Annotated in this window: 22 protein-coding genes and 3 pseudogenes; 9 read left to right on the top strand and 16 right to left on the bottom strand. The window is 50.3% G+C overall.

The window, feature by feature from the left end; translation table 11 throughout:
- Positions 1-40 precede the first annotated feature (40 nt).
- Complete coding sequence (locus tag Q7C21_RS18565) at positions 41-217, bottom strand: general stress protein (protein WP_008926846.1); 177 nt, start codon at positions 215-217, stop codon at positions 41-43.
- Positions 218-792: 575 nt separating this feature from the next.
- On the opposite strand from Q7C21_RS18565, the gene Q7C21_RS18570 reads away from it, so the two are divergent.
- Positions 793-2,766, top strand: a complete 1,974-nt coding sequence (locus Q7C21_RS18570) for a methyl-accepting chemotaxis protein (protein WP_375151019.1) — start codon at positions 793-795, stop codon at positions 2,764-2,766.
- Between the two features lie 104 nt (positions 2,767-2,870).
- Entirely contained in the window at positions 2,871-3,887 is a 1,017-nt protein-coding gene (locus Q7C21_RS18575; RefSeq protein WP_039661912.1) for an NAD(P)-dependent alcohol dehydrogenase, read from the top strand.
- Between the two features lie 207 nt (positions 3,888-4,094).
- On the opposite strand, the gene Q7C21_RS18580 is transcribed toward Q7C21_RS18575, so the two are convergent.
- From Q7C21_RS18580 to Q7C21_RS18590, 3 genes and pseudogenes are all read right to left on the bottom strand, one after another.
- A complete protein-coding gene (locus Q7C21_RS18580; RefSeq protein WP_375151020.1) occupies positions 4,095-4,562 on the bottom strand; it encodes a hypothetical protein in 468 nt (155 codons plus the stop codon).
- Positions 4,559-4,919 (bottom strand): annotated as a pseudogene (locus Q7C21_RS18585) (tlde1 domain-containing protein). The gene Q7C21_RS18580 and the pseudogene Q7C21_RS18585 overlap by 4 nt, the downstream one beginning before the upstream one ends.
- Positions 4,920-4,930: 11 nt before the next feature.
- Positions 4,931-5,422, bottom strand: a pseudogene (locus Q7C21_RS18590) (Hcp family type VI secretion system effector).
- Between the two features lie 459 nt (positions 5,423-5,881).
- Between Q7C21_RS18590 and Q7C21_RS18595 the strand changes: the two are divergent.
- Positions 5,882-6,661: an MBL fold metallo-hydrolase gene (locus tag Q7C21_RS18595; protein ID WP_140915420.1), complete on the top strand. Its 780-nt coding sequence runs from the start codon at positions 5,882-5,884 to the stop codon at positions 6,659-6,661.
- A 90-nt stretch (positions 6,662-6,751) separates the two neighbouring features.
- Positions 6,752-7,756 carry a GlxA family transcriptional regulator gene (locus Q7C21_RS18600; protein WP_375151021.1) on the top strand — a complete coding sequence of 335 codons (1,005 nt, stop codon included), beginning with the start codon at positions 6,752-6,754 and terminating at the stop codon, positions 7,754-7,756.
- Positions 7,757-7,835: 79 nt separating this feature from the next.
- Here Q7C21_RS18600 and Q7C21_RS18605 read toward each other — a convergent pair whose 3' ends face one another.
- Complete coding sequence (locus Q7C21_RS18605; protein ID WP_039661908.1) at positions 7,836-8,237, bottom strand: H-NS family nucleoid-associated regulatory protein; 402 nt, start codon at positions 8,235-8,237, stop codon at positions 7,836-7,838.
- A gap of 270 nt (positions 8,238-8,507) precedes the next feature.
- Here Q7C21_RS18605 and Q7C21_RS18610 point away from each other — a divergent pair, with 270 nt between their 5' ends.
- On the top strand, positions 8,508-8,762 hold the full coding sequence (locus tag Q7C21_RS18610; RefSeq protein WP_375151022.1) for a hypothetical protein: 255 nt from the start codon (positions 8,508-8,510) through the stop codon (positions 8,760-8,762).
- Between the two features lie 341 nt (positions 8,763-9,103).
- Here the strand turns inward: Q7C21_RS18610 and Q7C21_RS18615 are convergent, their stop codons facing one another.
- Positions 9,104-9,505 (bottom strand): H-NS family nucleoid-associated regulatory protein, encoded by a 402-nt coding sequence (locus Q7C21_RS18615; protein WP_078805298.1) that lies wholly within the window; start codon positions 9,503-9,505, stop codon positions 9,104-9,106.
- A 1,156-nt stretch (positions 9,506-10,661) separates the two neighbouring features.
- Between Q7C21_RS18615 and Q7C21_RS18620 the strand changes: the two genes are divergently transcribed.
- On the top strand, positions 10,662-10,850 hold the full coding sequence (locus Q7C21_RS18620; protein ID WP_072040393.1) for a DUF2256 domain-containing protein: 189 nt from the start codon (positions 10,662-10,664) through the stop codon (positions 10,848-10,850).
- 57 nt (positions 10,851-10,907) lie between these two features.
- On the opposite strand, the gene Q7C21_RS18625 is transcribed toward Q7C21_RS18620, so the two are convergent.
- The 4 genes from Q7C21_RS18625 to Q7C21_RS18640 form a co-directional block, all read right to left on the bottom strand.
- A complete protein-coding gene (locus Q7C21_RS18625) occupies positions 10,908-11,213 on the bottom strand; it encodes a hypothetical protein (protein ID WP_375151023.1) in 306 nt (101 codons plus the stop codon).
- A 108-nt stretch (positions 11,214-11,321) separates the two neighbouring features.
- Positions 11,322-11,864: a YfaZ family outer membrane protein gene (locus Q7C21_RS18630; protein WP_003850534.1), complete on the bottom strand. Its 543-nt coding sequence runs from the start codon at positions 11,862-11,864 to the stop codon at positions 11,322-11,324.
- Positions 11,865-11,925: 61 nt separating this feature from the next.
- Positions 11,926-12,162, bottom strand: a complete 237-nt coding sequence (locus Q7C21_RS18635) for a YgdI/YgdR family lipoprotein (protein ID WP_003850536.1) — start codon at positions 12,160-12,162, stop codon at positions 11,926-11,928.
- 1,548 nt (positions 12,163-13,710) lie between these two features.
- Positions 13,711-14,187, bottom strand: a complete 477-nt coding sequence (locus Q7C21_RS18640; RefSeq protein WP_003850539.1) for a WbuC family cupin fold metalloprotein — start codon at positions 14,185-14,187, stop codon at positions 13,711-13,713.
- 323 nt (positions 14,188-14,510) lie between these two features.
- On the opposite strand from Q7C21_RS18640, the gene Q7C21_RS18645 reads away from it, so the two are divergent.
- Together Q7C21_RS18645 and feoB are read left to right on the top strand one after the other, a co-directional pair.
- Positions 14,511-14,735, top strand: coding sequence for a FeoA domain-containing protein (locus Q7C21_RS18645; protein WP_008926832.1), 225 nt, complete (start codon positions 14,511-14,513; stop codon positions 14,733-14,735).
- Positions 14,735-17,062 (top strand): Fe(2+) transporter permease subunit FeoB, encoded by a 2,328-nt coding sequence (gene feoB, locus Q7C21_RS18650; RefSeq protein WP_008926831.1) that lies wholly within the window; start codon positions 14,735-14,737, stop codon positions 17,060-17,062. Before Q7C21_RS18645 ends, feoB begins: the two co-directional genes overlap by 1 nt.
- A gap of 435 nt (positions 17,063-17,497) precedes the next feature.
- Here the strand turns inward: feoB and Q7C21_RS18655 are convergent, their stop codons facing one another.
- Entirely contained in the window at positions 17,498-18,535 is a 1,038-nt protein-coding gene (locus tag Q7C21_RS18655) for a tyrosine-type recombinase/integrase (RefSeq protein ID WP_003850543.1), read from the bottom strand.
- A 623-nt stretch (positions 18,536-19,158) separates the two neighbouring features.
- On the opposite strand from Q7C21_RS18655, the gene Q7C21_RS18660 reads away from it, so the two are divergent.
- Positions 19,159-19,629 (top strand): SgcJ/EcaC family oxidoreductase, encoded by a 471-nt coding sequence (locus Q7C21_RS18660; protein WP_008926829.1) that lies wholly within the window; start codon positions 19,159-19,161, stop codon positions 19,627-19,629.
- A gap of 296 nt (positions 19,630-19,925) precedes the next feature.
- Here Q7C21_RS18660 and Q7C21_RS18665 read toward each other — a convergent pair whose 3' ends face one another.
- The 5 genes and pseudogenes from Q7C21_RS18665 to ssuD form a co-directional block, all read right to left on the bottom strand.
- A complete protein-coding gene (locus Q7C21_RS18665; protein ID WP_346458202.1) occupies positions 19,926-21,137 on the bottom strand; it encodes a monooxygenase in 1,212 nt (403 codons plus the stop codon).
- Positions 21,130-22,590 (bottom strand): MFS transporter, encoded by a 1,461-nt coding sequence (locus Q7C21_RS18670; RefSeq protein WP_078805302.1) that lies wholly within the window; start codon positions 22,588-22,590, stop codon positions 21,130-21,132. The genes Q7C21_RS18665 and Q7C21_RS18670 overlap by 8 nt, the downstream gene beginning before the upstream one ends.
- Before the next feature lie 254 nt (positions 22,591-22,844).
- Positions 22,845-24,257 (bottom strand): LLM class flavin-dependent oxidoreductase, encoded by a 1,413-nt coding sequence (locus tag Q7C21_RS18675; RefSeq protein ID WP_003850548.1) that lies wholly within the window; start codon positions 24,255-24,257, stop codon positions 22,845-22,847.
- A gap of 69 nt (positions 24,258-24,326) precedes the next feature.
- Positions 24,327-25,739, bottom strand: a pseudogene (locus Q7C21_RS18680) (FAD/NAD(P)-binding protein).
- Positions 25,740-25,766: 27 nt separating this feature from the next.
- Complete coding sequence (ssuD, locus tag Q7C21_RS18685; protein WP_375151024.1) at positions 25,767-26,939, bottom strand: FMNH2-dependent alkanesulfonate monooxygenase; 1,173 nt, start codon at positions 26,937-26,939, stop codon at positions 25,767-25,769.
- Positions 26,940-26,971: the final 32 nt, after the last annotated feature.

The following is a 26,971-nucleotide window of genomic DNA, read 5'->3' on the forward strand; positions in this document are numbered from 1 at the left end:
ACTCCATGGCGTAATACGTCCTAAAGCGCTTTATTCAGAATTACTTAGAAGGACGTCGACTAATCTTGCCTCCTTTCCGACCGGCTTCCCTGGCCTTTTCAGGATCGTTTCTGAAGTTGCCCCCACTGACCTTGCCTCCTGCACTGCCAGCTTCACTCGCTCGTTCTGGATCGTTGGCAAAATTGCCGGCACCACCTCTGTACTTCTGTTGTGTCATAGGAAGACCTCATATCAATGTTCCATTAGATAAAAAGGACTAGCTAGTCACACCAGGAAGCATAGTCGTCCGCTTCGTTTATGCAAATGCACAGACTGAAGTTGTTGATAATGCTGACATTAATTTTTAATAAAGCGCTGGCGTCGGCATGGTAAGGAGAGATGAACTGCGCATAAAGGCCTGACGAAAAAGGAGAATGTTATGAGTAAAGCGACCTTGCTCGACACGCGGGGAGATTGGCGGGGATCTGCCCGCCGTAGCACGCAAACGCTGCGAAAAGCAGAGGCAACAGATGAGTGACAGATAAACAGGAATAGTGCCAGGCCCTCATTCTGGCTTATTTTATGCTACTAAAATGTAACAACTTCATTCATTAAACCAACTACAGCAATTGCTAAAGGTTTTCCCGCTAGTGGCGATAACCCAATGGCGTTGAGCGCGCCGATCAATGATGAACCCGGTACTCAGCGACGAGTTCTGAACGCGAACGGACCTGCATTTAGCCCTCCTTTTAAAAAACACCAGCAAGCGCGAGTTTAAGCGCAACCTACTCTGATAAAAGCGAAAATAATAATATGTCGATCATTAAGACGATCAAAAGTCGCCTGCCTGTTGCCCGTCTCAGGCGTAGCAGCCAGCCAGCGAATGGCACCTGGGATTGTCGTGCGCTGCCGGAATCACTCTCTTCCATCGGGTTAAGCTCGCGCGCGGGCGGGATCCTGATGACTTTTGTTCCGCCTGAAGCCGATTTTCAGCGGGTCAGTCAGGCCTGGCAACGCTTTAATTCCGCCGATTTGACCGTGCTGACACTCTCTTCCAACGGTGCGCTGAGCAGCAGCCGATCGCAAAGTACTTACTGTGATGGCAAGGGCCCGGAGGGAAGTTATCTCTGGCTGCCTGACACGCTGATCGCCAGCCATGAGACGCACATTGTCGACCTGCATGTCGCGGACACTCAGACTGCCAGCCAGCGTATTACCGCCATCCAGCAGGAACTGATGCGGTTGCAGGTGCGGATGCCACTTTCGGCAGACCGTACTTTCGCGATGATTTATTGCGACGGATTGTCCGCGTCCGAAGGTTTTCTGATGCAGGCCTGGTACAACTGCGGACGTTTCCCATGCCTGGCGATTGGCGGTTCAGCGGGCGGTAAAATTACCTTTGATGGCACCTGGATCGGTACTGGTGGCAAGGTGCTGCAGGGCAAAGCTGTGATTATGTTCTGTCAGATGGCACCCGGAAAATCATTTGCTCCGTTTAAAAGTCAGAACTTTACGCCACGCGAACAGAGCTGGCTGATTGCCGAAGCCGATCCGGTTGCGCGCACCGTCACCTCTGTGTTTAATCGCCAGGGTCAGCAGCAGCCGTTTGTCGCATCGCTGTGTGAACACCTTAACTGCACTGAAGCGCAGCTGACCGAACGGCTGAAAGGGTTAACCTTTGGCGTTAAAGTCGGCGGGGAATACTTCATTCGCTCGATCGCCAGAATTGAATCGGGTGGCGTGCAGTTTTTTTGTGACCTCGAGTTTGGTGACCGGCTGTTCCTGATGGAGGAGAAAGACTTCAAACAAGCGACGCAGCAGGAGTGGCAGGCTTTTACCGCGCAGCATGGCAAACCGGCGGCGATTCTGATGAACGACTGTATCCTGCGTCGTGTCGGTAATGCTGATAAGCTTCACAGCGCCCACTTTTTTAAAGGCATCGCTGCCGCCGGCTTCTCCAGCTTTGGCGAAATTCTGGGCGTGCCAATCAATCAGACGCTCTCTGCACTGGTGTTCTTTAATCATGACGTTAAAGCGATGAGCCAGTTCCCGGTGGAGTATGCCGGTTACGCCGCACATTACGCGCAGCGTGCGTTGCGTCGCTGGGAAGCGCTAAACAGTATTCAGACGCGGGTCCTTGATCGGGTTATCAACTATCAGCAGGCATTGACGCCGCTGATGGAAGCGTTGCCAGTGCTGGAAACGGCTACCCAGAGCCAGGGTGAAACGTTGAGCCTGGCAGAAAGCAGCATCCGTAATATCAGCAATATCGCCACTGAGAGTCAGCAGGCTCAGGGACGACTGGACGATGGGTTGGACGATCTGGAAAAAATCTCCAACGGCATCAATGAGATTACGCATGGCATCAGCAATATTGCTTTCCAGACCAACATTCTGGCGCTGAATGCCGCAGTAGAAGCAGCTCGTGCGGGCGAGGCTGGCCGCGGATTTGCCGTGGTCGCGGGCGAAGTCCGGCGTCTGGCGCATTCATCGAAAGAGCAGGCTGAAGCCACAGCCAGTAACATTGGTGAGGCGGTCAGCACCATCTCACGCATCCGGCTGGTGGCCAGTGATTCGGCGCAGACCGCCGCGCAGATGGCAGAGCGCAGTATTTCAGCAGCCGATACGCTGGCGGCGATGAACCAGCAGACGCGTCATGAGCGCGCCGACATCGCGAAGCACCTCGGCAGCCTGCGCGAACTGACGCAGGGAATGGATGCGATGCAGGAAGCCGTCGCGCAGCTCAAGGTGTTACAAACTCTTTCAGGTGCGCAGGTTAAAGGCTGAATTATCTGAATAAAAGACAAAAAAGTGCGGTGTAAGCGCAACGGCCAGGCAAGGCCGGCTTTCAGTTGTTACACTTGTCTGTGATTAATCACGCAGAGGTATGAATGAAAATTAAAAGTTATGCAGCCATGCAGGCTGGCCAGGCCCTTGAACTCTATGAGTACGATGCCGCCGAGCTGGCAGCCGAAGAAGTCGAAGTCCAGGTCGAATATTGTGGCGTCTGCCACTCAGACCTGTCGATGATCGATAACGAGTGGGGCATCTCTCAGTTCCCGGTGATTGCAGGACATGAAGTGATTGGTCGGGTTTCTGCCCTGGGCGAAGCGGCCAAAAATAAAGGTCTTTCAATCGGCCAGCGTGTAGGAATCGGCTGGACAGCAAAAAGCTGTCAGCACTGCGATGCCTGTATTAACGGCGAGCAGGTTAACTGTCAGCAGGGCAGCATCCCGACCATCATGAACAAAGGTGGTTTTGCCGAGAAGCTGCGCGCCGACTGGCAATGGGTTATCCCGCTGCCGGAAAAACTGGATGTAGCAAGCGCCGGTCCGCTGCTGTGTGGTGGTATCACCGTGTTTAAACCACTGCTGATGAGTAACATCACGGCGACCAGCCGCGTAGGTGTGATCGGTATCGGTGGGCTGGGTCATATTGCCATCAAAATCCTGCACGCGATGGGTGCAGAAGTCGTGGCATTCAGCTCAACGCCAGATAAGAAGCAGTCAATCCTGGATATGGGCGCAGATGAAGTGGTAAACAGCCGCGATCCTGAAGCCCTGAAGCAGCAGGCGGGTCGCTTTGACCTGATCCTGAGCACTGTGGCGGTCGATCTGGACTGGAAACCTTATTTCGCCGCGCTGGCACCTCAGGGTAAATTCCACACCGTGGGCGCAGTGATGAAGCCGATTGAAGTGAGTGCTTTTGATCTGATTCTGGGCGACAAAGCGGTAACCGGTTCATCAACCGGCTCACCAGGTCAGCTGCGCTCGCTGCTGCGTCTTGCTTCCCGTGCAGATATCGCCCCACAGGTTGAGTTCTTCCCGATGTCGGACATCAATAAAGCGCTGGATCACGTCCGCGCCGGTAAAGCCAATTACCGTGTCGTACTGAAAGCCGATTTCTGATGGGAATCTAAATGATATGCCGCAGCCTGCTGCGGCATTTTTTTTGCCTTTATTTTGTCAGCAGTCCATCAGACAGGCCAGCCGCAATCACGCTGATTGGGTTTAAGGGTCAACAGTTTAAAAAACCACGCTAAGATTATAATGTATTGTTTTTATTAATAAGTATTCGTTCAGAAAACCCGGCAAGCGCCAGGTTTGTTCTGAGGATTAATGTCCTGAATTTTTTGCGGTTTCTTGTCTGACTTCGTCAATCGTGTCACGCATATTGCTCAGACATTTTGCAGCAGCAGCTCCAGCTTTTTCCAGCACGGGTTCTGCCTTCGCGAAATACTCCTCAATTTTCATCTGATTTGCATGTGTGATTAAAGGTATACCGCATACCATTGATGTGCCAAATCGCTGCTTTAAGGCGTCGGTACTTTTGTCCAGCGAGTTGGTTGCGTTAATTACAGATATTGGATCTTTAATTAACGCCATGCTAAGAGCTGTGGTCAATTCATCTGTATGAGCAGCGTCAAGGGTATCACCAATACTGTCAATTTTTCCCGGAAACGCATGGAGCGTTTTGTTGTCTGCCTGCTCAATCAGTTGGATATAAGCTTTCCATTCATTTGATGATGCTATGCAGGAGGACGGAATAGTGCAGGCGATCAGCAAGATGATTCGCAAAATCATCTCACTACCTCCAGCGTTTTATCTGTTGACTGAATGATTTTTGTGCGAATAACCGGCCCAAGGATTATGCAACCCTCAGAAGCGAATCCATGTACTTTCGGCGGCTTCCTTTCACCGTGTATACGAAATAAAGAGCGGCCATAACTTTCGCCAGAGGTTTGTGTCAAAATTATGGTAAATGGTCCCTTTGAACTGGTATGTCCGCCAATATGCCAGGTACCGCGAGGAATTGGCCCCATACCTTTAACGTGTTGACGATCCGGGTTTTTTTTGGGTCAGGCTCCCTGAATAACCTTTACCCATTAACTTACCGCGGTGCCACAGTTCGCCGGTACTCTGGTGGTATATCCATGCCATATGTTGTTCTCCTATGCCGCGCTACGCTCTTTCCAGGAATCAGAGTGAATAATATTGCCGTCCAGATATTTCCAGGTGATTTTTTCATACGTCATTTCGAGCACTTCAAGGTGATCGTGACGTTCGTAATCCCGGTCCTTAACATCTTCCATAAAGGGTACGACACAGGTAATGCGGACATTTTCAATAAATACGTTAAAATATTCTTCTTTCTGTCCGGCGTAATTAATGCGATAGAATTTAAGCTCGGCAGACTTTAAAAGCTTTCCGGCGCTGACGAACTGATAAAGGTATGGACTTGAAGAGTCCAGCGCTTTGGTCAGCATAAAGGGCGCATGCTCGCGAGTGGCCGTTATCTTACCGGACAGATTATCCGTAGGGAGTCATATGCCGTGAGCCAGTGCGGTTATTTCTATACTTCCTTCTCGTTGCTGCACATCAACAGAGCCTTTGACGGGATTTCCACCATCATCCTTCAGCCATAAATAAACAGGGATAGCCATTCTGTGAACTCCTGTTTCGTGATTAAAGAGCAGGGATTATCGCCTTCTGTTCCTTTATGGCGGAAATGCCAATTGAGTTTTTATTGATTTAAATCAATGGAATGAATTGGTTTTAAATTTCGTTTCGGACGGAAATATGTGGCGCGGGATATGCCCGTTTTCTCTGCCGCTGTTTTAAATGACTGCCCCGGGCGGATGAATCTCAGTGCTGATAATGTCGCACTGTGTGGTTTTCAGCCGAACTTCACAGCGGACTCCCTTGCAGCAGCCCGACCGTCATTGGTCTGCTCTTTGAGACCAGTTCTCCCACCTGCCAAAAGATAATTTCACATTTTGGCCCGATCCCATCGAATGCTGACCTTTGGGCCTGTCATGCACACGATGAACAGTGACGTAAAGTAATCGCATAAGCGCCAGTAAAGCTGGCTGATTTTACTGAAACTGTTTATGGAGCCTGGCATGAAGCTAACCCAAATTCGCAACGCTACGCTGTTACTGGAGTATGCAGGAAAAAAATTCCTTATCGATCCTATGCTGGCCGAAAAAGAGGCCTGGCCAGGCTTTGCCGGCAATGCCCGACCTCACCTCAGAAATCCGATGGTAGATCTGCCAGTCCCGCTGGACGAACTGCTGGCAGTAGATGCGGTCATCATCACCCACACCCATGCCGATCACTGGGATGAAGCTGCGCAACAGCAGGTGCCAAAGAATATGATGATTTACAGCCAGAATGAAAGTGATGCTGCGCTGCTTCGGTCACAGGGTTTTGAAAACGTGCGGATGCTGCAGGATGAAAACCGTTTCATCGATGGTCTCACTCTATATAAAACCGATGGGCAGCATGGCAGTAATGCATTGTATGCTGACAAAGCAATGGGCGAGATTCTGGGTGATGCCTGTGGTCTGGTGTTTACTCATCCGGCAGAAAAAACGCTGTATGTTGCTGGCGATACGGTGTGGGTCAAACCTTATGTCAGAAGTCTGCAACGTTTCCAGCCGCAGGTTGTGGTGTTAAATATTGGCAATGCTACCAACGATCTCTATGGTCCGATTATTATGGGCAAAGAGGATACGCTGCGTACCCTGAACATCCTCCCTGGCGTGATAGTTGTTGCTTCTCATATGGAAGCCATCAACCACTGCCTGTTGACACGTGCTGAACTGCGCGCCTATACCTCAGAACAGGGTATTGCTGACAAAGTGCTGATCCCGGAAGATGGTGACTCCATGACGTTCTAATCGGCCCTTCACTGAAGCGCAGGCGCTTTGTGAACGGCTTGTGCTTTACAATCGGTTTCCACCGCCATGCGTGTACAGTGAGGGAAGATAATGGCTGGGCTCAGAGTCGCAGTGCTGGCAACCGCAGGTTTTAGTCTATTTCACTTTTCAGTTCCCTGCATTTTATTTGGATCGGCTATGCCACAGCAGGCGCTGTTTCAGGTTGATGTTTTTGCAGAAAAACCTGGCGTGGTTCGTTCCGATATGGGACTGTCAATCACCGTAGAGCATGGCCCTGAACTCCTTGATCAGGCTTCGATTATTATAGTTCCCTACTGGCACAATCTGGCTGAACAACCGGCGCAGGTGCTGCTTAATAAGCTGGTAGCGGCCTGGCAGCGTGGTGCGGAAGTCGTTGGACTGTGTCTGGGCACATATGTACTGGCTTATGCAGGTTTACTTGATCAGCGCCGGGCTGCCACACACTGGGAATTTGAGCAGGACTTCAGTTCCCGCTTTCCGGCCGTTCAGCTCGATAGCAACGCGCTCTATGCCCGTGACGATCGTCTGATAACCTCTGCTGGTACCGCTGCAGGGATCGACTGCTGTCTGGATATCATCCGTCATCACTATGGTAGTGCCATTGCCAATCGGGTAGCGAGACGAATGGTGGTGCCGCCCTACCGTGAAGGCGGTCAGGCGCAGTTTATTGAGCGTCCGGTTCCGGAAACAACGCGTGACAGTAAGATTAATGCACTGCTGGCGTCACTGCGGGAGAATCTGCATAAGCCGCAGAATCTTGATTCCCTCTCGCGCAGGCTCAGCATGAGCCGGCGAACGCTGACCCGTCACTTCCAAAGAGCAACGGGTATGTCTCTGGGTGAGTGGTTGACGGCTGAGCGCCTTCAACGCAGCCAGTGGCTATTGGAAACAACCACTATGAATATTGAAAGTGTGGCCGAAAAGGTGGGTTTTGAGTCGCCGGTTTCATTTCGTCAGCGTTTTAAATCGCGGTTTGGTGTTTCACCCAGCGAGTGGCGTCGAACGTTTCGTGGTTCTGAGCCAGTGATGGCCAATGATAACGTGGAAAAGAAGGACGCCAGGACACCAGGGTAAATATCTGTGCCATGGGACTTTGCGGACCGGAATATTGCCGCCCATTGGCGGTCAACATTCCGGCAAGAAATTAGCGCGATTAAATCAGGAAATCATCCAGTGACTGGCCATTTTCGATCGCAGCTTTAATGGCTGAAGGGGTTCGGCCCTGACCCGTCCAGTAACGAACCTGACCGTTTTCGTCATTGTAGCGATATTTAGCCGGACGCTTTGCCCGTTTCTTTTTGCCGGTTACCAAAGGAGAAGCGCTATTTACCAGTTCCAACGGATTAATTCCTTCTTCCATCAGCAACTCCTGATAAAACGCCAGCTTTTCAGCTTTCTTACGGGCTTCTGCCTCTCGTGCACTTTCCTCTTCACGACGCTCATTTACCACTGTTTCTAATTTCTGGTGTAGCTCTGCCAGCAGATCCAGCGTCATATTGCGTGCCTCAGCACGCATTGTGCGGATATTATTCAGGCTGCTCAGATTCTTACTCATACCAATCCTCAAATACTCAAGTTAATCAATAAAGTGCAAATTATTCAGCCAGTAAGGGTAACATTTCCGTACGCGGCATTTGAAGGGCCAATGTGGTTTATTCGCTGTTAATCAGGTTTGAATGGTGGTATCTAATCCAGTAAATCGTACAGTTTAAGCGTAATCTGCTGGCTAATGCCTGGTTTTCGTTATAGAAGCGGCGCTGGGTTTAGCATTTTCTTTTTTATTAACTGTGCGTGAATCAGAAATGAGATTTTATTCAGGACAGGCATGATGCCTTGCCATGATAGTGGTTGGCCATCGCCAGAAATTCGTCGTGGTTTTGAAGCATTATCCTTTGAGATGTTCTGCTCAACATCTTGCAGTGCTGCGCTGGTGCGGGTGCAATCTGACAACAGTAAAGATACGCCGCCGGGTCCCTTTGGTTATATTGGTGTGGCCTTTACCCGTCGTGAAGGGATAGATGTCAACGTTGCCCGCGCACGGCTTGACGGTGTTTTGCCTAAGGGATGCTCAGCAATCTGATGCACCAATGGGTAACCGGGCGTTTTTTCCGACCCTGATGGCAATACGCGTGAACTCTCTTATAATCAGCAGATCGGCCTGGAAATTATCAGCGCTCGTAACATGTAATCGCTGAATAAATAAATCAGCTCAGGGGAAGAATGAAGCCGGGTGTCTGTTGCGGAAGATGTTCAGCAACTAAGTGTAGTGAAACGCCTGGGAAGAACTGTAGATTGACGGATGAAACAAATTGCAGAAGGGCGGGGTAAGGGCCGACGGATAATGTCAGAGCTACTACCGGATGTCGATGTGATATAAAACAGCCTGCTTAAAGCAGGCTGTTTTCATGTATGCAGACTGAGTTAAATCAGGAAATCATCCAGTGATTTACCTGCATCAACGGCTGATTTAATAGCTGAGGGTGTACGGCCCTGGCCAGTCCATTGCTTAACGTCACCATTTTCGTCGGTGTACTGATATTTAGCTGGTCGAGGTGCGCGTTTTTTCTTCTCAGCGGGTGCAGTTGGCATACCATTTAACAGTTCATTAGGATCGATACCCTCCTGCAACAGTAACTCGCGATATTTTGCCAGTTTCTCGGCTTTTTCACGATTAGCTGCTTCCGAAGCCTGAGCTTCTTCCCGACGCTCACTCACTACAACTGACAGTTTTTCCAGCATTTCTTCCAGGGCAGCCAGGTCAAGCTCGCGAGCGTTTGCGCGAAGGGTACGGATATTATTCAAGCTGTTGAGAGTGTCACTCATCAAAGTCACCATAGTCATGTTCAGATAATAAAATACAGAGCGGGTTCACGCTGATGCTTTTCGTCAGACCTGCTTTTTTAGAATGCTTGCCTTCGAAGAATCAAAATACAGAACCGATAGTTCAACGCTAACATATTAATCGCTTTCTACAAGAGTTTAAACTGTAATTACCGTATCACCCTTAAATTGAAGCAGAGTTACTCTTTGCGGTGCTCTTAGCTCAAAATGTCAAAAAAAACGACATCTGAAAAGTTAGTTAATTGGGAGCGGGTATAGGGAAATTGTGCTTTAACGCTGTTTTCAGCAAAGTCGCTTCGCAAATCCTGTACACGCATTGCTCTGAAAATTAAAGGTAATGATTCAGGGCAGACAGCTAAAACTGGATAAGATCATGATGTTAATCGTAATTTTGTTGAATGACTGGCACGGTGACGCTTTAAATAATTAGCCCACTGATTAACTGTGGTTATTTGTAACGCCATGATAATGGGTTGTTTTTTTCTTATGCAGCGCATAGGGTTATTTAAGAGCGGGCCGGCCTGCGTTATGGCTGATTTAAGCGTTTGCATCCACCTACAGCCATCAAATAAATGGATGCAAACTCGTCAAAACGAGAGCCACCCGTTGTGGGCTAAAGTCAATTATTTACAAGAGTCATGATTTTTGAAGCTCTGTAAAGATTCAAAGAGGGAGGTAGTTTACAACGTAATCATAGACAGCATTATTTCCCCACGTTATTACCCTGTTGTCATTGATGCTGATAACGGAAGCGATAGCATTTTTCATCGATATTCATTCAGCTCAGTCCGTGAACCATGTGATTTTGCAATCACCTCGCCAGCCTGTCCCAAAACACATCGATGGACATGCTGCCAGACACTGAACTGAAAACGGTGTGCCAGGAAGCGGCTATTATTAACCTGGCTAATTAATTCGTCGTCAGCAGCGCATAATGCCAAAAACCTGTAATAGATATTTCACAGTACAATGTCAGAGCAAATGGGGTCGTCGAAGAATAATCATAGAACAAGAGAGTATGAAAAAAAGCAGTCTGCTAACTTTGTCGCCCATTGTCATCAGTTATCCAGTGCGACGGTTAGCTATACTGTATATGGCATAGGCTTTGTCAGTGTCCTGGGTTTTCTGGAGGATTGACGTGTTCAAAGGCAATAAAAAGTCACTACCGGTGCGCTACTGCAAAACGTGTAACAAACCGATGTCATGGCGAAAAAAATGGGAAAGGTGCTGGGAAGAGGTTCTGTATTGCTCGGAACGGTGCCGTCGGCAGCGTACTGCACAGCAGCAGCAGGATGATGCCCGAATAAATTCCGGCCACAATCGATAAAACCTGTCGGGTCAGTGCTGGCCAGGATTTTACCTGGCCTCTGACAGTTCAATGTCGTTAGTGCTGAATCTCAATCTGTTGCCAGCCTTGTTTGAACATACAGTCTTTCACCAATATGTCTCGCTGACTTTCATTAGCATCGCTGGTTGAGTAATTCGTATCAGTTGTCTTGTGTTTCATGTCTTTTGAGGTGTATTTACCGCTAACGACATTGTCTGGCGGTAAATCCCTGAGTGCCTGAGCTTTACAGGCTGTTTCTGCCACGAACTCCTGCTGCTCAGATGCGTCAGGCTTGACCCATTTATACTGGACACATCCTGTCAGACAAAGGGTAAATAACATCAACATGAGTGGTTTCATCATCTGTTTCTCACTGCTTTCCGTCAGAGTCATAACGAAAAATGGGTAAAGAAACCGATCAGTCAAGCTGGCTGGTTTCCTCACCCTATAGAAGAGGAGCGTTATCTGATATTAAAATGTCAGGCCGCCACCAATGTAAGGCCCATCGATCAGGGTATGGCCCGGGCGTCCATCTTTGCCATCAACACCTGCATAACGGTAGCCGGCTTTCAAGACCAGCGGCCCCAGCGGTGACCAGCTTATGCCGGCGTTCGCTTCCACAAAATTCTTAACGCTGTTAGTCAGTTGTTCCGGAGCAGAATATCCCTCACCATAAATCGCAAAATCAGCGGGCAGATTGATTTTCACACCGCCACCGACAGGAAATGCGACGCCGTTATCCCCTTTCTTGCCACCAAGATAAGTGGCTTTGGCGCCAGCAGTCAGCATTACCGGACCAAGTTCAAGATTATAACCGGTACCCGCCTGACCAATCTGAACACCATCCGCCGTATTTTTGATCCACTGGCTATCCAGATAAATTCCGCTGGATGAGCGGCCAATTTCTGCGTCCAGCGCAGTGGTATTTTTACCTTGCTCCACATTCAAGCCAATGGCCATTGCAGACGAAGAGACGCACAGCAGCATACCCATGCTGATTACAGAAAGTTTCATTGTTCAGTTCCACTGCTTTTAAATTTTAAAATTAATGATTACGATTGCTGGCTGAATTGATTTATTTTTGTACAATTTCTTTAACGTCGTGCTGCTGCAACTGATGCATATTTCCGTCTGCATCTTTATACGAGATCATGCCAGTTTGTTTATCTTTGGCGGGTTTACCATGAGTCGTGATCATGTGCCCGTCATTGGTAGAGATGACATAATTGCTTGAGCAGGCGGTCATGGATATTACTGCAGCCGTCATCACAATAGCGCAGACGAATTTTTTGCCAGAATTGAAAGATGTCATTTCACTGTCCTGTCATTAGTTTTTAAGAAGATGTGGCATTATTAGCTAAAATTGTTAAACGACACGATAACAATTCCAGCCTTCGGAAAATTATCTGCCAAAAGACTGATGCAGATCAATTGTAATGTGTTGGGGTGTATGATGATTAAGCATGTTTTGTTAAAAAGCTGCAACAGAAAATCAAACATGTATTTGCGATAAATGAAACTTTCAATTCAGATAAAGAAAATCCTGAATGTGCCTCTGATTATAAAATGAACGACGCACTATTTAAATAAACTGAACTTAAATTTATCGCCACTTTTCTCAGATGATTAAAAATCGGGATGTCATTGGAATAAGCGTTAGCCGCACCAAAGGAAAATGAACAGTATACTTTATGTTAAGTAATGAAAGATCAATAATGCGATAAGTTAGTTACAACACCCTGTTGGATTAGTTTCAATAACACGATAAGGCCTGCTGATTTTGTGTGTTTATTGACGTACTAAAAACAAAGTTATTCTGGAATTCCGAGTGCCTTTTGACTAGCTGCCCCCGCGCCCCGAAGGGGCGTACATAGACGTGATAGACTTATGTATGATGTAACTAATTTTCTGCAAGATCCTGTTTAAGTGCTATTATTGGGTTCTGATTTTTCCCTTTAAATTGATGAATGTATTAACTTTTAGCAGCGATCCCGTAACTGTCCTCTAATCCTTAACAGCTACAACATTAAAACTTGCGTAAGGCTCATATCAGCAAACTATAAATACGTTCCAGCTAACTTCAACGGCGGTATAATCAGCCCTTAAACGCATAGGCCGTAGCCTCAAAGGGCATGTTTCGGTTTTGGCTCTGCCGTTTTATCAATGGGAGGATTAAGACTTGCTACATGCCATGATAATCAACCGTAAATGCCCTTGCAGCAAATAAAAGAGGGAAAATCAGTGTGTTTTTTCACTACTCAGAAACGATATCATCTGAATCGACAAAAACCACAGTTTTATAATCGGTAAGATTCTTTTACGAAGTCCAGTGAAGCTGGAGAAGCGTCATTTTTAACAGAGTGTCCGGGAATATTGTAGTGGTTACACATCCGTAATGCGCACTCCCCATAAATCAATACCGTGAACCGCTGGTGTATCCGCCATTTAAACTACGGTTATAGAGGATGAATTATAAAAATAACTTTTCAATAAAGCTCAAAGGTGGTTAAAAGACAAATTCCTCAGCCTTATTTCGAATGTAAGGCTGATGACGTTTATTGCCTCTCTGACCTCAATAGTGCAGTGGAGACGTCTGAAATGGCGCTGCCTGACCTGATAGATGGCTTAATGCTCAATTTACTGCATCATCCGAATGGTCTGTTTCAAATGCTAAGCTACTACCGGAACCTGATTAAGCCTACTTAGTTACTGTGTTCGGATACCCGTTTTTTACATCTCAAGGGTTCGTAAAAGCCAATCTCTGGATTTAGAGATGAGTGCAGGCAACCCTGAAAATTGCCAGATGTCACCTGAAGGACGGCATCGGCCACCATACCGCCCGCTGCAAATAAGCTAAAAATTATCGAGTGAAACTACCATCACCCACCTGCGCCTGTTCGTACCATGCCATCAGTTCCATGGTGCCAGGCTCATTCTCGGCGGGTGCCCATGGGGCAAGATCCTGTTCAGTAACTGGCTGGTAACCGCCATGCTTTACCTCAAAAATAACCCCGCCTTTATCCATGGAGAGTACCGCATGCCAGATGCCGGCATCCGTTTCGAGCACCTTGCACTCTTCACCCAGCATCACCCGCTGGGTCACATAACCATTGTCATCAAAATTTAATACCAGGAAGCGTCCTCGAAGAGGCATCAGCAATTCAAAAGTATGCGGATGGCGGTGTGGGCGCACATAAGTGCCCGGCTCCATAGCGATGGCCAGACGTTGAACCGGATCGCTTAATTCGGGATGTAGATTACGATTAGCTCGCAAGCGAGGAGAGTGTGCAGCCTGTTCGCTTTGTTTCTGGAGGTCACTCAACGTAATTTGTTTCATATAATCCTTATTGATCCAGGGCTGCTCTCTACCCCAAGGTTACCGTAAGATTTTGTGCCATTCATTATGGCCGAATAGCCTCTGTAGTTGCCTGACATTGTCACCGCTTATGATGCAGGTCTGACTCAGTGGCAACAAGCCATGATGTCTCTATTTACACGTATCAGGCCATCTCACCCGTCACCAGGCTCCTGTGAAAGGATACGTTTTCTTCCACATACGCATTGACGACATGTTTTCTCTCGATTGCTCATTCCAGATCAAAAAGCGAAACGCTTATCATTTATAAAATGAGTGCTTCTTACCTTGAGGCAGAGCGTGTTATGGCAATTAACATGGGCAGTACCTATCGAATTCTTGGCTATAAGCCGTCTGTAAATTTCGCCTGGCGTCAGAAATTACTGACGATGGGCATGCTTCCCGGCGCCGTTTTTGAGACGGTTCGCGTGGCGCCAATGGGGGACCCTGTGCAAATTCGCACGCGCCGTATCAGTCTGGCAGTTCGACAGCGGGACCTGTCCTCTATGATCCTGGAGGAAATCGTCTGATGAAAAAGATCACCATCGGGCTGATTGGAAATCCTAACACCGGCAAAACCACGCTATTTAATCAGCTTACCGGAGCCCGGCAGCAGGTCGGTAACTGGGCGGGTGTGACAGTTGAGCGTAAAGAAGGGCAATTTTTTACTGCACAGTCAGATGTCAGGCTCATCGACCTGCCCGGAACTCGTTCGCTGACGACGCTGTCTGCTGAAAGCGCCATTGATGAGAGCATCGCCTGCCAGTATCTCTATCAGGATCACGCCGATATGGTGATTAACGTGGTCGATGCATCCAGTCTGGAAAGTAATCTGTTCCTGACCCTGCAGCTACTGGAGCTTGGCGTGCCCTGCATTATCGCCCTTAACATGCAGGACGTTGCCGCCAGTCAGAACATCACTACTGATATTCAGGCGTTATCTGCACGTCTTGGCTGTCCGGTTGTTTCCGTGACCTCAACCCGGGGCGATGGTATTGCCCAGCTCAAAACCCTGATCGATCAGGCTCATGTTTACTGCGCTCCGGAACGGGTGCGTTACCCGGCCGCGATTAACTCAGCAATTGAGCAGCTGTGTCTGCAAATGCCCGAAACGATAGCGCCTCAAAAACGTTACTGGCTGGCATTGCAGCTGCTGGAGGGTGATATTAACAGCCAGAAGCTTTGCCCGGAGCTGCTCCCGCATTTGCCTGAGATGATGAAGCAGGCGGGCAACGACACCGGCGTACAGATTGCCGATTACCGTTATCGTGCCATCAACGCACTTTGCGCAGCCGTGAGTAATATTCATCAGGTATTACCTGCCGGTCGGACCCGTCAGATTGATAGTATCGTGCTGAATCGCTGGCTGGGCATTCCGATATTCCTGGCAGTGATGTATGTGATGTTTGTGCTCTCAATTAATATCGGTGCCGCACTGCAGCCACTTTTCGACAGTGGTTCTGTGGCCATATTTATTCATGGCATGCAATGGCTGGGCTATGTCGGCCACTTCCCGGACTGGCTGACCGTTTTTCTGGCCCAGGGCATCGGATCCGGCATAAATACCGTGCTGCCGATCATTCCTCAGATTGGCCTGATGTTCCTGTTCCTTTCTTTTCTGGAGGATTCAGGCTACATGGCGCGCGCTGCTTTTGTGATAGATCGGCTTATGCAGTCGCTGGGCCTGCCGGGTAAATCCTTTGTGCCGCTAATCGTCGGCTTTGGCTGTAATGTACCGTCAGTCATGGGCACCCGGACACTCGACACACCGCGTGAGCGCTTGCTTACGGTCCTGATTGCACCTTTTATGTCGTGCGGGGCGCGGCTGGCGATTTTTGCGGTTTTCGCTGCAGCATTTTTTGACGCGCATAGCTCCAGCCTGGTTTTCTCACTCTATTTGCTGGGCATTGTTGTTGCGATCATCACCGGGTTGGTACTCAGGCACACCCTGCTGAGCGGGGAAGCATCCCCGTTTATCATGGAAATGCCGGTCTATCACCGGCCTCATCTGAAAAGTCTGCTGTTGCAGACCTGGCAGCGGCTGAAAATGTTTGTCGTCCGGGCCGGACAGGTCATCATTTTGGTGAGCATGCTGGTTGGCGTACTGAGCAGCTTTGCATTTAATGGCCAGCTGGTCGAAGACATTAACCATTCTGCACTGGCGGCATCCAGTAAAGCGATTACACCTGCGTTGTTGCCGATTGGTATCACTCAGGATAACTGGCAGGCGACCGTTGGACTGGTGAGTGGCATTATGGCTAAAGAGGTCGTGGTCGGCACACTCAACAGCCTTTACACCACTGAAGCGCTCCAGAACAACGCGTTTGATCCGCAGACTTTTAACCTTAAAGCTGAGCTGACCGATGCGCTGACACAGACCTGGGCGGGGTTAACAGCTGCATTGAGAATTGATGCACTGGCTCATCCCATCGATGCCAGCAAAGGTGATGGTGAGATGGCATCCGGCTCTATGGGCATCATGTCAGCCAAATTTGGCAGTGGCTTCGCCGCATACAGTTACTTAATCTTTGTCCTGCTCTATGTGCCCTGTGTTTCAGTCATGGGCGCTATTGCGCGCGAAGCCGGCAGAAAGTGGATGATGTTCTCATTCTTCTGGGGACTGAATATTGCTTACACCACGGCCACGCTGTTTTATCAGACCGTCACGTTTACCGAGCATCCTGCATTTAGCGCAACCTGCCTGATTGGCATACTGTTGCTTAACATGGTCATTCTGTTTGCACTGCGAAAAGCAGGAAGCCGGGTGCAGGCAATACCAGGCATGATGCAGGAGGGAAAGGGACGTTGTCACGGCTGCCACGGCAGCTGCGATAAACAGAAAGGCTACGCACAATAAAAAGAAACAACAGATTCAATTACTTTATCCGCTGGGTGACGGGCTTTTCAGCGCCACAGCGGATAAGTGACGTTGATGATATTGTTCAGACAGATGTAAGCTGAATTAAAGTTCATCTGGAGTGATGTAAACCGCCTGAGAAGACCTATTAACAACCCCTGTCAGGAGACATGATTTTCCAGTGTGGGAAGCTGATGTTATAGAAGGGTGTGATGCTGGCAGCATCCCTGATCCTGGCTTCTGAAGCGAAATCTTTTTCCAGAACAGATGAGCCTAAAACAGCATACCTGGTGAATAAATGCTTTAAATCAGCGAGATAATGGGAACAAAGGCCAGATAACGACCTATTCAGTACAGGCTTACACACAGGCTGTCCACTTTTTCTGTGGATAACTCTAGCCTGAATATAGCTTCAGATGGCCTTTTTAGAAGCTATCAGTCAGATAAGTCAGTGTCAGCATACTGGTCCATAAACTCTACCATTGCGCCTTTATGTGCATCCACATGACGGATATACCGCATCAGGGTTTCCGGTTTTTTCCATGTGCCTTCCTGCATAATACGGGCAATCGGATAACCATTATCCGCCATATCCTGAGCGGCACCCACCCTGGCACTGTGGCCACTCCAGCCACTGTAGCGATTTTTGTTAGCTTTCACCGCGCCAACGTTCCCAGCGCTGCGCCATGCACGGTTAAAGATCTGTTCCAGAGCCCGGGTACTCATTGGCTTTTCGGCAACCAGTACGCGGCCAGATCGATGAACTGCGGTAAACAGATAAGCATCGGGCTGATTAGAGAGTCCGGAGGCTTCTATCCACTGTTCCAGACGTTGGGTTGAGCGGGTGCCGAGCGCCTTGATTAATCCACCGGTCTGCACAATCGTTTTTGTCCAGGCAACATCCAGAATGATACGGCCATCAACGGCGTGCATCACATCACGCACCCTTAATCGCGACAGTTCACTGATACGGAGTAGCGTGGCATAGGCTACGTGTAAAAAGGCCAAATCGCGCACTAACTGAAGGTTTTCAGATCCTGACCATTTTCCATCCAGTACCAGCAGGTCAGTAAGCCTGAAGGGAACAGCCTGGCCAGCACGTTCACCGTTCATCACGGCCACGCGATTTATCTTCTTTATGGTACGAAAAACCAAAGGAGATACATTCGGCACCGGCAATCCGGCGTTACGGTGTAACATCGAGATCAGGGCCGCGTGTGAAGTAATCGTTGAAGAAGCCCGACCACTTTGAGCAAGAAACGAGAGATAGTCGCGCAGGTCATCAGCGCTCATCGGCAGGAAGCTGCGCTGGTTATCTTCCGACCAGCGATTACAGATCCGCATGACGCTAATCAGCTGCCGCCAGGTGTTAGGTGAGAAAGCCTCTTTATCCTGGACGAATTGCCTGAGGCGTTCTGTGATGTCGCTGTTCGGATCCACACTCAAATAGGTGACAGGCTCTAACTCATTCATTTTTGCTCACTTATCAACCAAAACATGTCCTGACAACGCTACGTGAATTCTGGCAGGTAATCCCCCTGCTAACTTCTCAGAATTCACGTAGCGTTGTCATCTATCGGTATGGCATTGTTATAGTTTCCATCATAACCCGGCAGCATCAGCCTGTCATAACTTCGTATAAGAATAATTATACGAAGTAAGAATGTCTGATACCGTTCAACGTATTGTTAGCCCTGCCGAGGGTGGGATCATGGGACGAGGAGATCTGCATCGCCTCATAGAGCAGTAAATCTCATACTCACTGAAGCATTTGTAGGTGCATCAGCTATGCGGCGAAAAATTGATGACTGTAAGTCATTAACGCTAATAAACATTCTGTAATACTGAATATTTAATTAATAACCCTATGAGCCATCATAAAAAAATAGTTGATAAAATTCAGGATGAAAACAGATTACAATTACGCTCTTGATTGAATTTATTTAATTATTCTATTGTCGCGCTAATGTGCAAATAATTATGCGTTTTTCACATGGACTTGGATATTTCTTTATTACCTCACTTAGCACAGGCGGTGACTCCAGCCAATGGCGTGGTACAGCGATTACGCTGGAAAAAAATGAGGTGTCAAAATAATGAAAAAAAGTTTACTCGCACTGTGCCTGCTGGACTTTATCACTGCACCAGCGATTACGTTAGCACAGCAACCGGTTACCTGTATAAAAGTGTCTGAACAGGATGTCGCCAACCTGTTTGATAAATGGAACGATTCTCTGGCAACCGGCGACGCGACAAAAGTCTCTGAGTTATATGTCAGCGATGCCGTTTTACTGCCAACCATTTCAAATAAAGTACGATTAACCGATCAGGAACGTATTGATTATTTCAAAGACTTCCTGAAAAAAGGTCCAAGCGGCAAAATCGATTCGCGCACCATCAGAATGGGTTGTAATAAGGCTATTGATACCGGCGTTTATACTTTCACCTTCAAGGACCATACGCACGTCACAGCACGTTATACGTTTACTTATGTCTGGGATGGTCAGGGCTGGAAGATTTTAACTCACCACTCCTCAGCAATGCCAGAGCCTGTGAGCCTGCCTTAACAGCACGTTCGGCAGGATGATAACCAGCTTCGCATTGCGAAGCTGGTTTTTTAACTCCGGCACTGCAGGATTATCATATAACTGCCCCCGTTCCCGGCAGGCAGTTAATTAATGACACAATCCAATTAAATTAATTGGACACCTGAAAATTATAAAAACCATTGGAGCTTAAAATCCTGGTGCGAATCTTTTTTTGCGGATTGCATCTGTAAAGCGAAAATAAACGCCAGATAGCGTTCGAATTAATTATCAGACTGAACGTTACTGCCGCACCCCATTTTCTATCGACAATATATTTAATCGCCGTTACCAATCTGCCAGATAAACGTCGGATCGTTACCGTTTACCTCCCAGTCACCCACGTTACGTATTTTGTAGATCACTGGATTATGTGATGAGACCGTCCGGGCATTGCGCCAGTGCCGGTCCAGCACCTTGCTGACACGGGTGTCGGAAGCGCCAAGGGCATTGAAGAATTCCGTGGCGGCACGCGTCACTAACTCAACCGCGACCACCTGCGCCCGGGCGGACTCCACCTCTGCCTGTACGTTAGCCGCGTGAAGCTCTGCTTCTTCAACACCGCTTTGTTGCAGTTCAAATGCCCGCTGTAATGAGTGGGTCGCCCGATCCACGGCGGCTTCAGCAGCCCAGGTCCAGCTGCTGATCTGACCGACCACCTGTAAAACCTGCACATCCTGTTTGACCTGAGACGCGTTGCCGTGGCTGTAAATCCTCTTACGGTGCGCAACACCCTGAGACACATCACGAACTATGGCCCGACCTATACCCGCCAGCGTGGCTAATAATACATGCTGATAAAATGCGGTCTGGTAACGAAAGCGCTCACTGAAATCATAAACGTGCGGCTGCTCCACATAGGCATGATTAAAGCGTGTTGTGCCGCTACCGGTCAGACGCTGCCCGAAGCCATCCCAGTCGTCATCACATTCCACCTCACTCTGATGGGTGTTTACCAGAGCAATCACGTCACGACCGTTGTCAGTACGCTTTGCATAGACATCAATCCAGTCCGCATAAAGTGTGCCGGTGCTGTAAAACTTTTCGCCACTGATCCGCCATCCTCCCTCTGTGGGTGAGACCTGAGTGTTGACCTCACCCAGCTTAACCGCCCCGATCTCGCTCCAGCCGCTACCCACCAACTCACCATCCACGAAACGTCGAAACCAGCGCCGCCGATCTTCACTTTCTGGCTGGTTCAGACGATCTTCGATAAAGGCAAAGTGCGCGCGCAGGGCCTGCGGCAGATTCGAATCAGCCTCGGCCAGGCCAGTCAGCAGGGAAAAGAGCTGCGGCAATGAAACACCAAAACCACCTTCCTCTTTTGGGATACGCAGGGTGCCGAATCGCGCCGCTTTCAGCCAGCGAATCGGCTCATGCAGCAGAGTGCGATCGGCTTCACGTGCGGCGGCACCCTCAGCAATGCGGATAAACAGTGGCCTGAACTGTTCGGTCAATGCGGCAAATTCAGTGCGACTTAATTCAGACATGATTTTCTCCTGATTCGGGGTGTTCATCAATGTCCTGTCGGGTCGGTTCAAACCGGATAATCAACAGGAAAATAATGGGAATAAGGGCGGCGAGAGATACGATCCAGAACATATTAGTGCCATAACGAGCCTGCAAAACTGGCAGGATAAACAACGCCAGCGCACTTCCGATGCCAGAGAGCGAGCGACTAAAACCAACACCGGTTGCACGAATGTGGGTCGGATAGGAGAGCGCCGGATAGATCATTAACTGCGCGCCAGGTCCAAATCCTTCGGCAAACAGCCAGAGTCCCAGCAACAATACAGCAAACACCACACCGAGGGTGGCCTGCGGATGACCGATCAGTGCCAGCGAAATCAACGCGATAAACTGCAGCGCAAAGCCGGCAATCGCTACATGCCGTGAAGGGAATTTCCAGGCCAGCCGCATGCCAAGCAAACCGCCGGTAAAAGCAAACAACGCATTCAGACCCAGCGAAGCGGAAATCGTCTCAAAGACGCCCGCCCCAAGGAACTGCGCCAGAATGGAGGGCAGGAAGAAAGCAATGGCAGTGTACTCAAACGAGATACAGACGTTCATCACTGCGCTGACGACGGTACGTTCCAGGTAAGGCTTCTGAAACAGTACGCGGATACGCACTTTCGGTGTCGCTTTAATAGTTTCGGCTTTAGCGGGCTGCTCCTCATGCGCAACAATGCCGTAGGAGTCACGCAGAATACGCACGGCACCGCTCAGATCGCCCTGATTAGCTGCCCACAGTGGTGACTCATTCATAAACTTACTGCGCACCGCGATAATCAGCAGCGCCGGTACGGCGCCAAACAGCAGCGAGGCACGCCACAGCCAGTCGATGTGTTCAGCGGGCAGCAGGAAATAGAGTGCAAAAATAATAAAGAAGCAGACTGATGAGGCGGCATACCACATCGGACACCACGCCGCGAGCCGCGACGCTTTGTTTCCCTTGCCGGAGAATTTAGAGAACTCCGCCAGATAAGCCATGGCCACCGGCAGATCGATTCCTACTCCGACTCCCATCAGAAAGCGCGCTCCGATCAACACCCAGACATTGGGTGCCATGCCCGCAGCTATAGCCGAAACCACAAAGAACAGCATGTCCGCCATAAACACTGAGTAGCGGCCATATTTATCAGTCAGCCAGCCGCCGACCAGATTACCGACGATGGTGCCAATCATAATCGAAGAGGTCACCAGTCCGGTCAGGACTGGGGTTAAGCCAAACTCTTTCACTACATCGTCAATACCATAGGAGAGCGTGGTGAGATCGTAAGCGTCGAGAAACACGCCCCCCAGTGCCAGGAAAACGATCCAGCGGGCATAGCTATTTTTCTCTGTATGACTGTTGATAAGCCGGGCCACATCACTCACCGAACCAACCGGTGAGGAGTGAGGCGGCGGGGCGGTCAGGGTGTCGTCAATATTTAATGTACTCATCGTATCCTCGTTATTATATTCAGCAGGTAACGAGGGTTTTATAGGCATTTGCGGCCCAGCTAACAACCAACAAATAAAGATAACTATTTCAATATATTCAATAAGTTATTCACGAAAACTAATCACGACAAAAGCCGGATGAATAGCTGGATTCATCCGGTGAGAAGCAAAGCATTTGTGTTTTTAAAACCTGAAAATCACGGTTTACTGCCAGCCCATAAAGCGTGGGTTCAGGCGTGACACCAGGCACCGTCTCATCCCGACATTTCGGCGCTGTTTATCTGCTGTTCTGTGTCCGCGGTCCGACGATAACCGGCTCCGGGATGCGGCAAGGCCAGTCGTGGCCCCTGTCCAAACAACTTTTCACGCAGCGTGCCGGGCTGATAGTCCTGTTTGTAGACGCCACGCTTTTGCAGTTCCGGCACCAGCAATTCCACCACATCGGTGAAGGTTTCATGGGTCACGGCGTAGGCGAGGTTAAACCCGTCAACGTCGGTTTCTTCAATCCAGCTCTGCAATTCATCAGCCACGGTTTCGGCGCTGCCTGCCAGCAGCGGACCAAAGCCGCCAATGCCCACCCAGTCTGCCAGACCCTGCACCGTCCACTGCCGATGAGGATCGGCAGTAGAGAATGTCTCAACCGCCGACTGAATGGCATTGGTATGGAGATGCTTCAGTACCTGATCCGGCTGATACTGCCCGAAATCGATACCTGTCCAGCCCGAGATCAGCGCCAGCGCGCCTTCGTAACTGACATAGCTTTTGTACTCCTGCCATTTCGCCTGCGCCGCCAGGTCGGTTTCACCCACAATAACCGTCTGCAGATTGAAGATCAGTATTGAACGCGGATCGCGTCCTGCCTCTGCTGCCCTTTGTCGAATATCCGCTACGGTTTTCTTTAGCAGCACTTTTGACGGTGCCGCGACAAATACACATTCAGCATGCTCCGCTGCAAAGGCTTTACCGCGGCTGGAGGCGCCGGCCTGATAAAGCACCGGCGTGCGCTGCGGTGACGGCTCGCAAAGATGAATGCCCGGCACCTGGAAAAACGTGCCCTGATGATTAATCGGGTGGATTTTTTTAGGGTCGCTGAAAATTTGACGTTCACGATCGCGCAGGACAGCACCGTCTTCCCAGCTACCTTCCAGCAGCTTATAGATGACCTGCAGATACTCATCGGCATAGTCGTAGCGCGCATCGTGGTCGGTCTGAGCCTGATGCCCGATATTGCGCGCACCACTTTCCAGATAGGAGGTCACAATATTCCAGCCAATGCGACCTTTGGTCAGATGATCCAGGGTCGAGATCCGCCGCGCAAACGGGTAGGGATGTTCAAAGGAGAGCGAGGCAGTCAGGCCAAAGCCCAGGTGTTCCGTCACCATGGCCATCGGTGTGATCAACGCCAGCGGATCGTTTACCGGCACCTGCGTAGCCTGACGGATAGCGGCATGGTTATTACCGTTGAGCACGTCATAGACACCCAGCACGTCAGCAATAAACAGCCCATCAAACTTACCGCGCTCCAGCAGCCGCGCTAAATCGGTCCAGTACTCCAGGTCTTTGTACTGCCATGAGCGGTCACGGGGATGCGCCCACAAGCCGGGTGACTGATGACCGACACAGTTCATATCGAAAGCATTCAGGCGAATTTCACGTTGCGATGACATAGCGACTCCTGAGCGGATGCGGCAATCGCTTGCCGCCCACTATTAATAATGTGGTTTAAGGTCGGGGATTTAGTACGTCAGTGAGCCAGGACATCGCTCGCTGAGCGACAGCGGCGGGGTGCTAAGCAGTTGCCGTGCGACAGATTCAGCATGTTCCGCCACCTGCGGTAATCCCATCAGCTCGCCAAAACGACCCCGAGCGGCAGGCCCGGCGACGTAAAGACTGGAATTCGCTTCACCGTTAACATTCAGCGTCTGTGACAGCGCATTAACATGGATTCCCAGCGCCAGCGGATCGGGCTGAATCACGCCGTCACTCTGCAGCTGTCTCAACAGCGCGTTGCTGTTAAGCAAAGCGTTGTGCGCGGGGCCGGTGGTGACAATCACTTTCTCCACCTCGAGCATATGCGATTGCGCGCCACGCAGGCGCAGCGTCAGCCGGAGCGTTTCGCCACCCGATTCGGCTGCGATCAGGCGCGCCGCCAGCAACGACAGCTGACCGCTGGCCTGCTGCTGGCTGAGAACCTGGCTCACCTGCGGTGCAATCCGGTAGCGATGGACGTCCCATCAGGGGCGAAGATGATGCAGAAAGCGTTGCTGCTCGTGCAGCGACAGACTCTGCCAGATGCGCTGACCGTTACGGCGGATGTCATCCAGTACCAGCTGCCAGGGCAGATTCATCGCCGCCGCATTTCTGACTTCCTGACGCACCCGATGTAACCAACTGCGCGCGGTAGCAGTCTGCGGCTGACTGTAATCCAGCGTGTAGTTCTCTGAACTGCCACTGAGGTTTGCACGCGGAAGCTGTCCACGGCGGGAGAAAGCGGTGATCGCTCCACGATGCTTCTGACGATGTAGCGACGCCACCACATCTGACATCGTCAGACCTGACCCGATGATTGCGACCCGATCATCAGGGGCGACTTGTGCCAGCGCATCGCTCTGCCACGGATTAGCAATCAATCCCGGATGGTCCTGAAGCGACTTCAGCAGAACAGGAAGGTCCGGCGGTGGATGGCTGATCGCCAGCACGACCTGATCGGCCCGGATCTGCTGCCCTGAAGCCGTGGTCACCACCCCATTCTTAAAAGCGACCGCACTGTCACGAAGATGGTTAAGTTTTACTGGTGAGCGCTGCTGTTGAGACTCAAACTGCGCATTGACCCAGCGACCAAACTCACCACGTTGCGGATAGACGTTATCGTCATGCCAGAGTGCCTGCGGATCGGCGCTAAAAGCCGGTGATGCGCGATAGTCGCGGTCGAATGCGCCCTCGTCATCACCTGCCAGCTGCATTCTGGCGGCTGGCACATTAATGCGGTGAGCTGGATCGGTAGTGCCATATGCCACGCCCTGCGCAAGCTGCGCGCGCGGTTCAATGACCGTTACCTGCAATCCCGACTCACCCAGCCGGGCCAGATGGATCGCCAGCGCGGTACCGGTGAACCCACCGCCGATAATGACAATCTGCTGTTGTAACATACACAAGCCTTCTCTTCTTTTAACTGGCTAACTGGCACTGGCCTGTTTGTCAGGACGACGGTCACCGCCAATGGTTTCACCAAACGGACCTGTGTTCACGCTGCGCTGTTTCTTTTCGGTGTTGGCGGCCAGCGGCAATAGCGGCATCACCAGTTCAGCAAAGCGGTGTGCCTCTTCGAGATGCGGATAGCCCGAGAAAATAAAGTTCCCGATGCCCAGCGCCTGATACTCTCGGATGCGATCGGCAACCTGCTGCGGATTGCCCACCAGCGCGGTTCCGGCACCGCCGCGCACAAGACCGACGCCTGCCCAGAGATTAGGGGCGATGCGCAGGCTCTCTCGCGAGCCCTGATGTAATGCACTCATCCGTGCCTGTCCGGCTGAATCCATACGCGCAAAGATTTTCTGCGCGGCGGCGATAGTCTCTTCATCCAGATGAGAGATCAGCCGATCCGCAGCCGCCCAGGCCTCCTCTTCGGTTTCACGGACAATGACATGCAACCGGATGCCATAAGAGAGAGTACGGCCGCTCTCCTGCGCCCGTTGACGCACCATCGCCAGCTTTTCCGCCACCTGTTCAACCGGCTCGCCCCATGTCAGATAGGTGTCGATCTGATTCGCTGCAACATCGATTGCCGCATCCGACGATCCACCAAAATAGAGCGGCGGCCCCTTTTCCTGCACCGGCGGGAAGAGAATTTCTGCGCCTTCTACGCGGATATGCTCGCCCGCAAAGTCGACCTTCTCGCCTTTCATCAGGCGGGAGTAAACCTCAAGAAACTCCCGGGTCACTGTATAACGCTCTTCATGGCTCAGAAAGATACCGTCACCTTTGTTCTCCACCGGATCGCCACCTGTAACCACGTTAATCAGCAGACGTCCGCCGGATAGACGATCCAGCGTGGCCGCCATCCGCGCCGCCAGGCTCGGCGGTTGCAGACCAGGGCGAACCGCCACTAAATAGCGCAGCGTTTTGGTGACCGGCGCCAGGGCCGAGGCAACCAGCCATGAATCCTCGCAGCTTTTACCGGTCGGGATTAATACACCGTAGTAGCCCAGATTATCTGCCGCCAGCGCAATCTGCTGTAAATAGGGTAAATCAACCGCTCTGCCGCCTTCTGTGGTGCCCAGATAGCGCCCATCACCGTGGGTGGGCAGAAACCAGAAAAGGTTAAGATTTTCCTTTGTCGCATGGCTCATTAGCAGATTCCTTTATAACGATATTTGAATTT

This window comes from Pantoea sp. ANP04, assembly GCF_041982285.1.
Classification (GTDB): domain Bacteria; phylum Pseudomonadota; class Gammaproteobacteria; order Enterobacterales; family Enterobacteriaceae; genus Pantoea; species Pantoea eucalypti.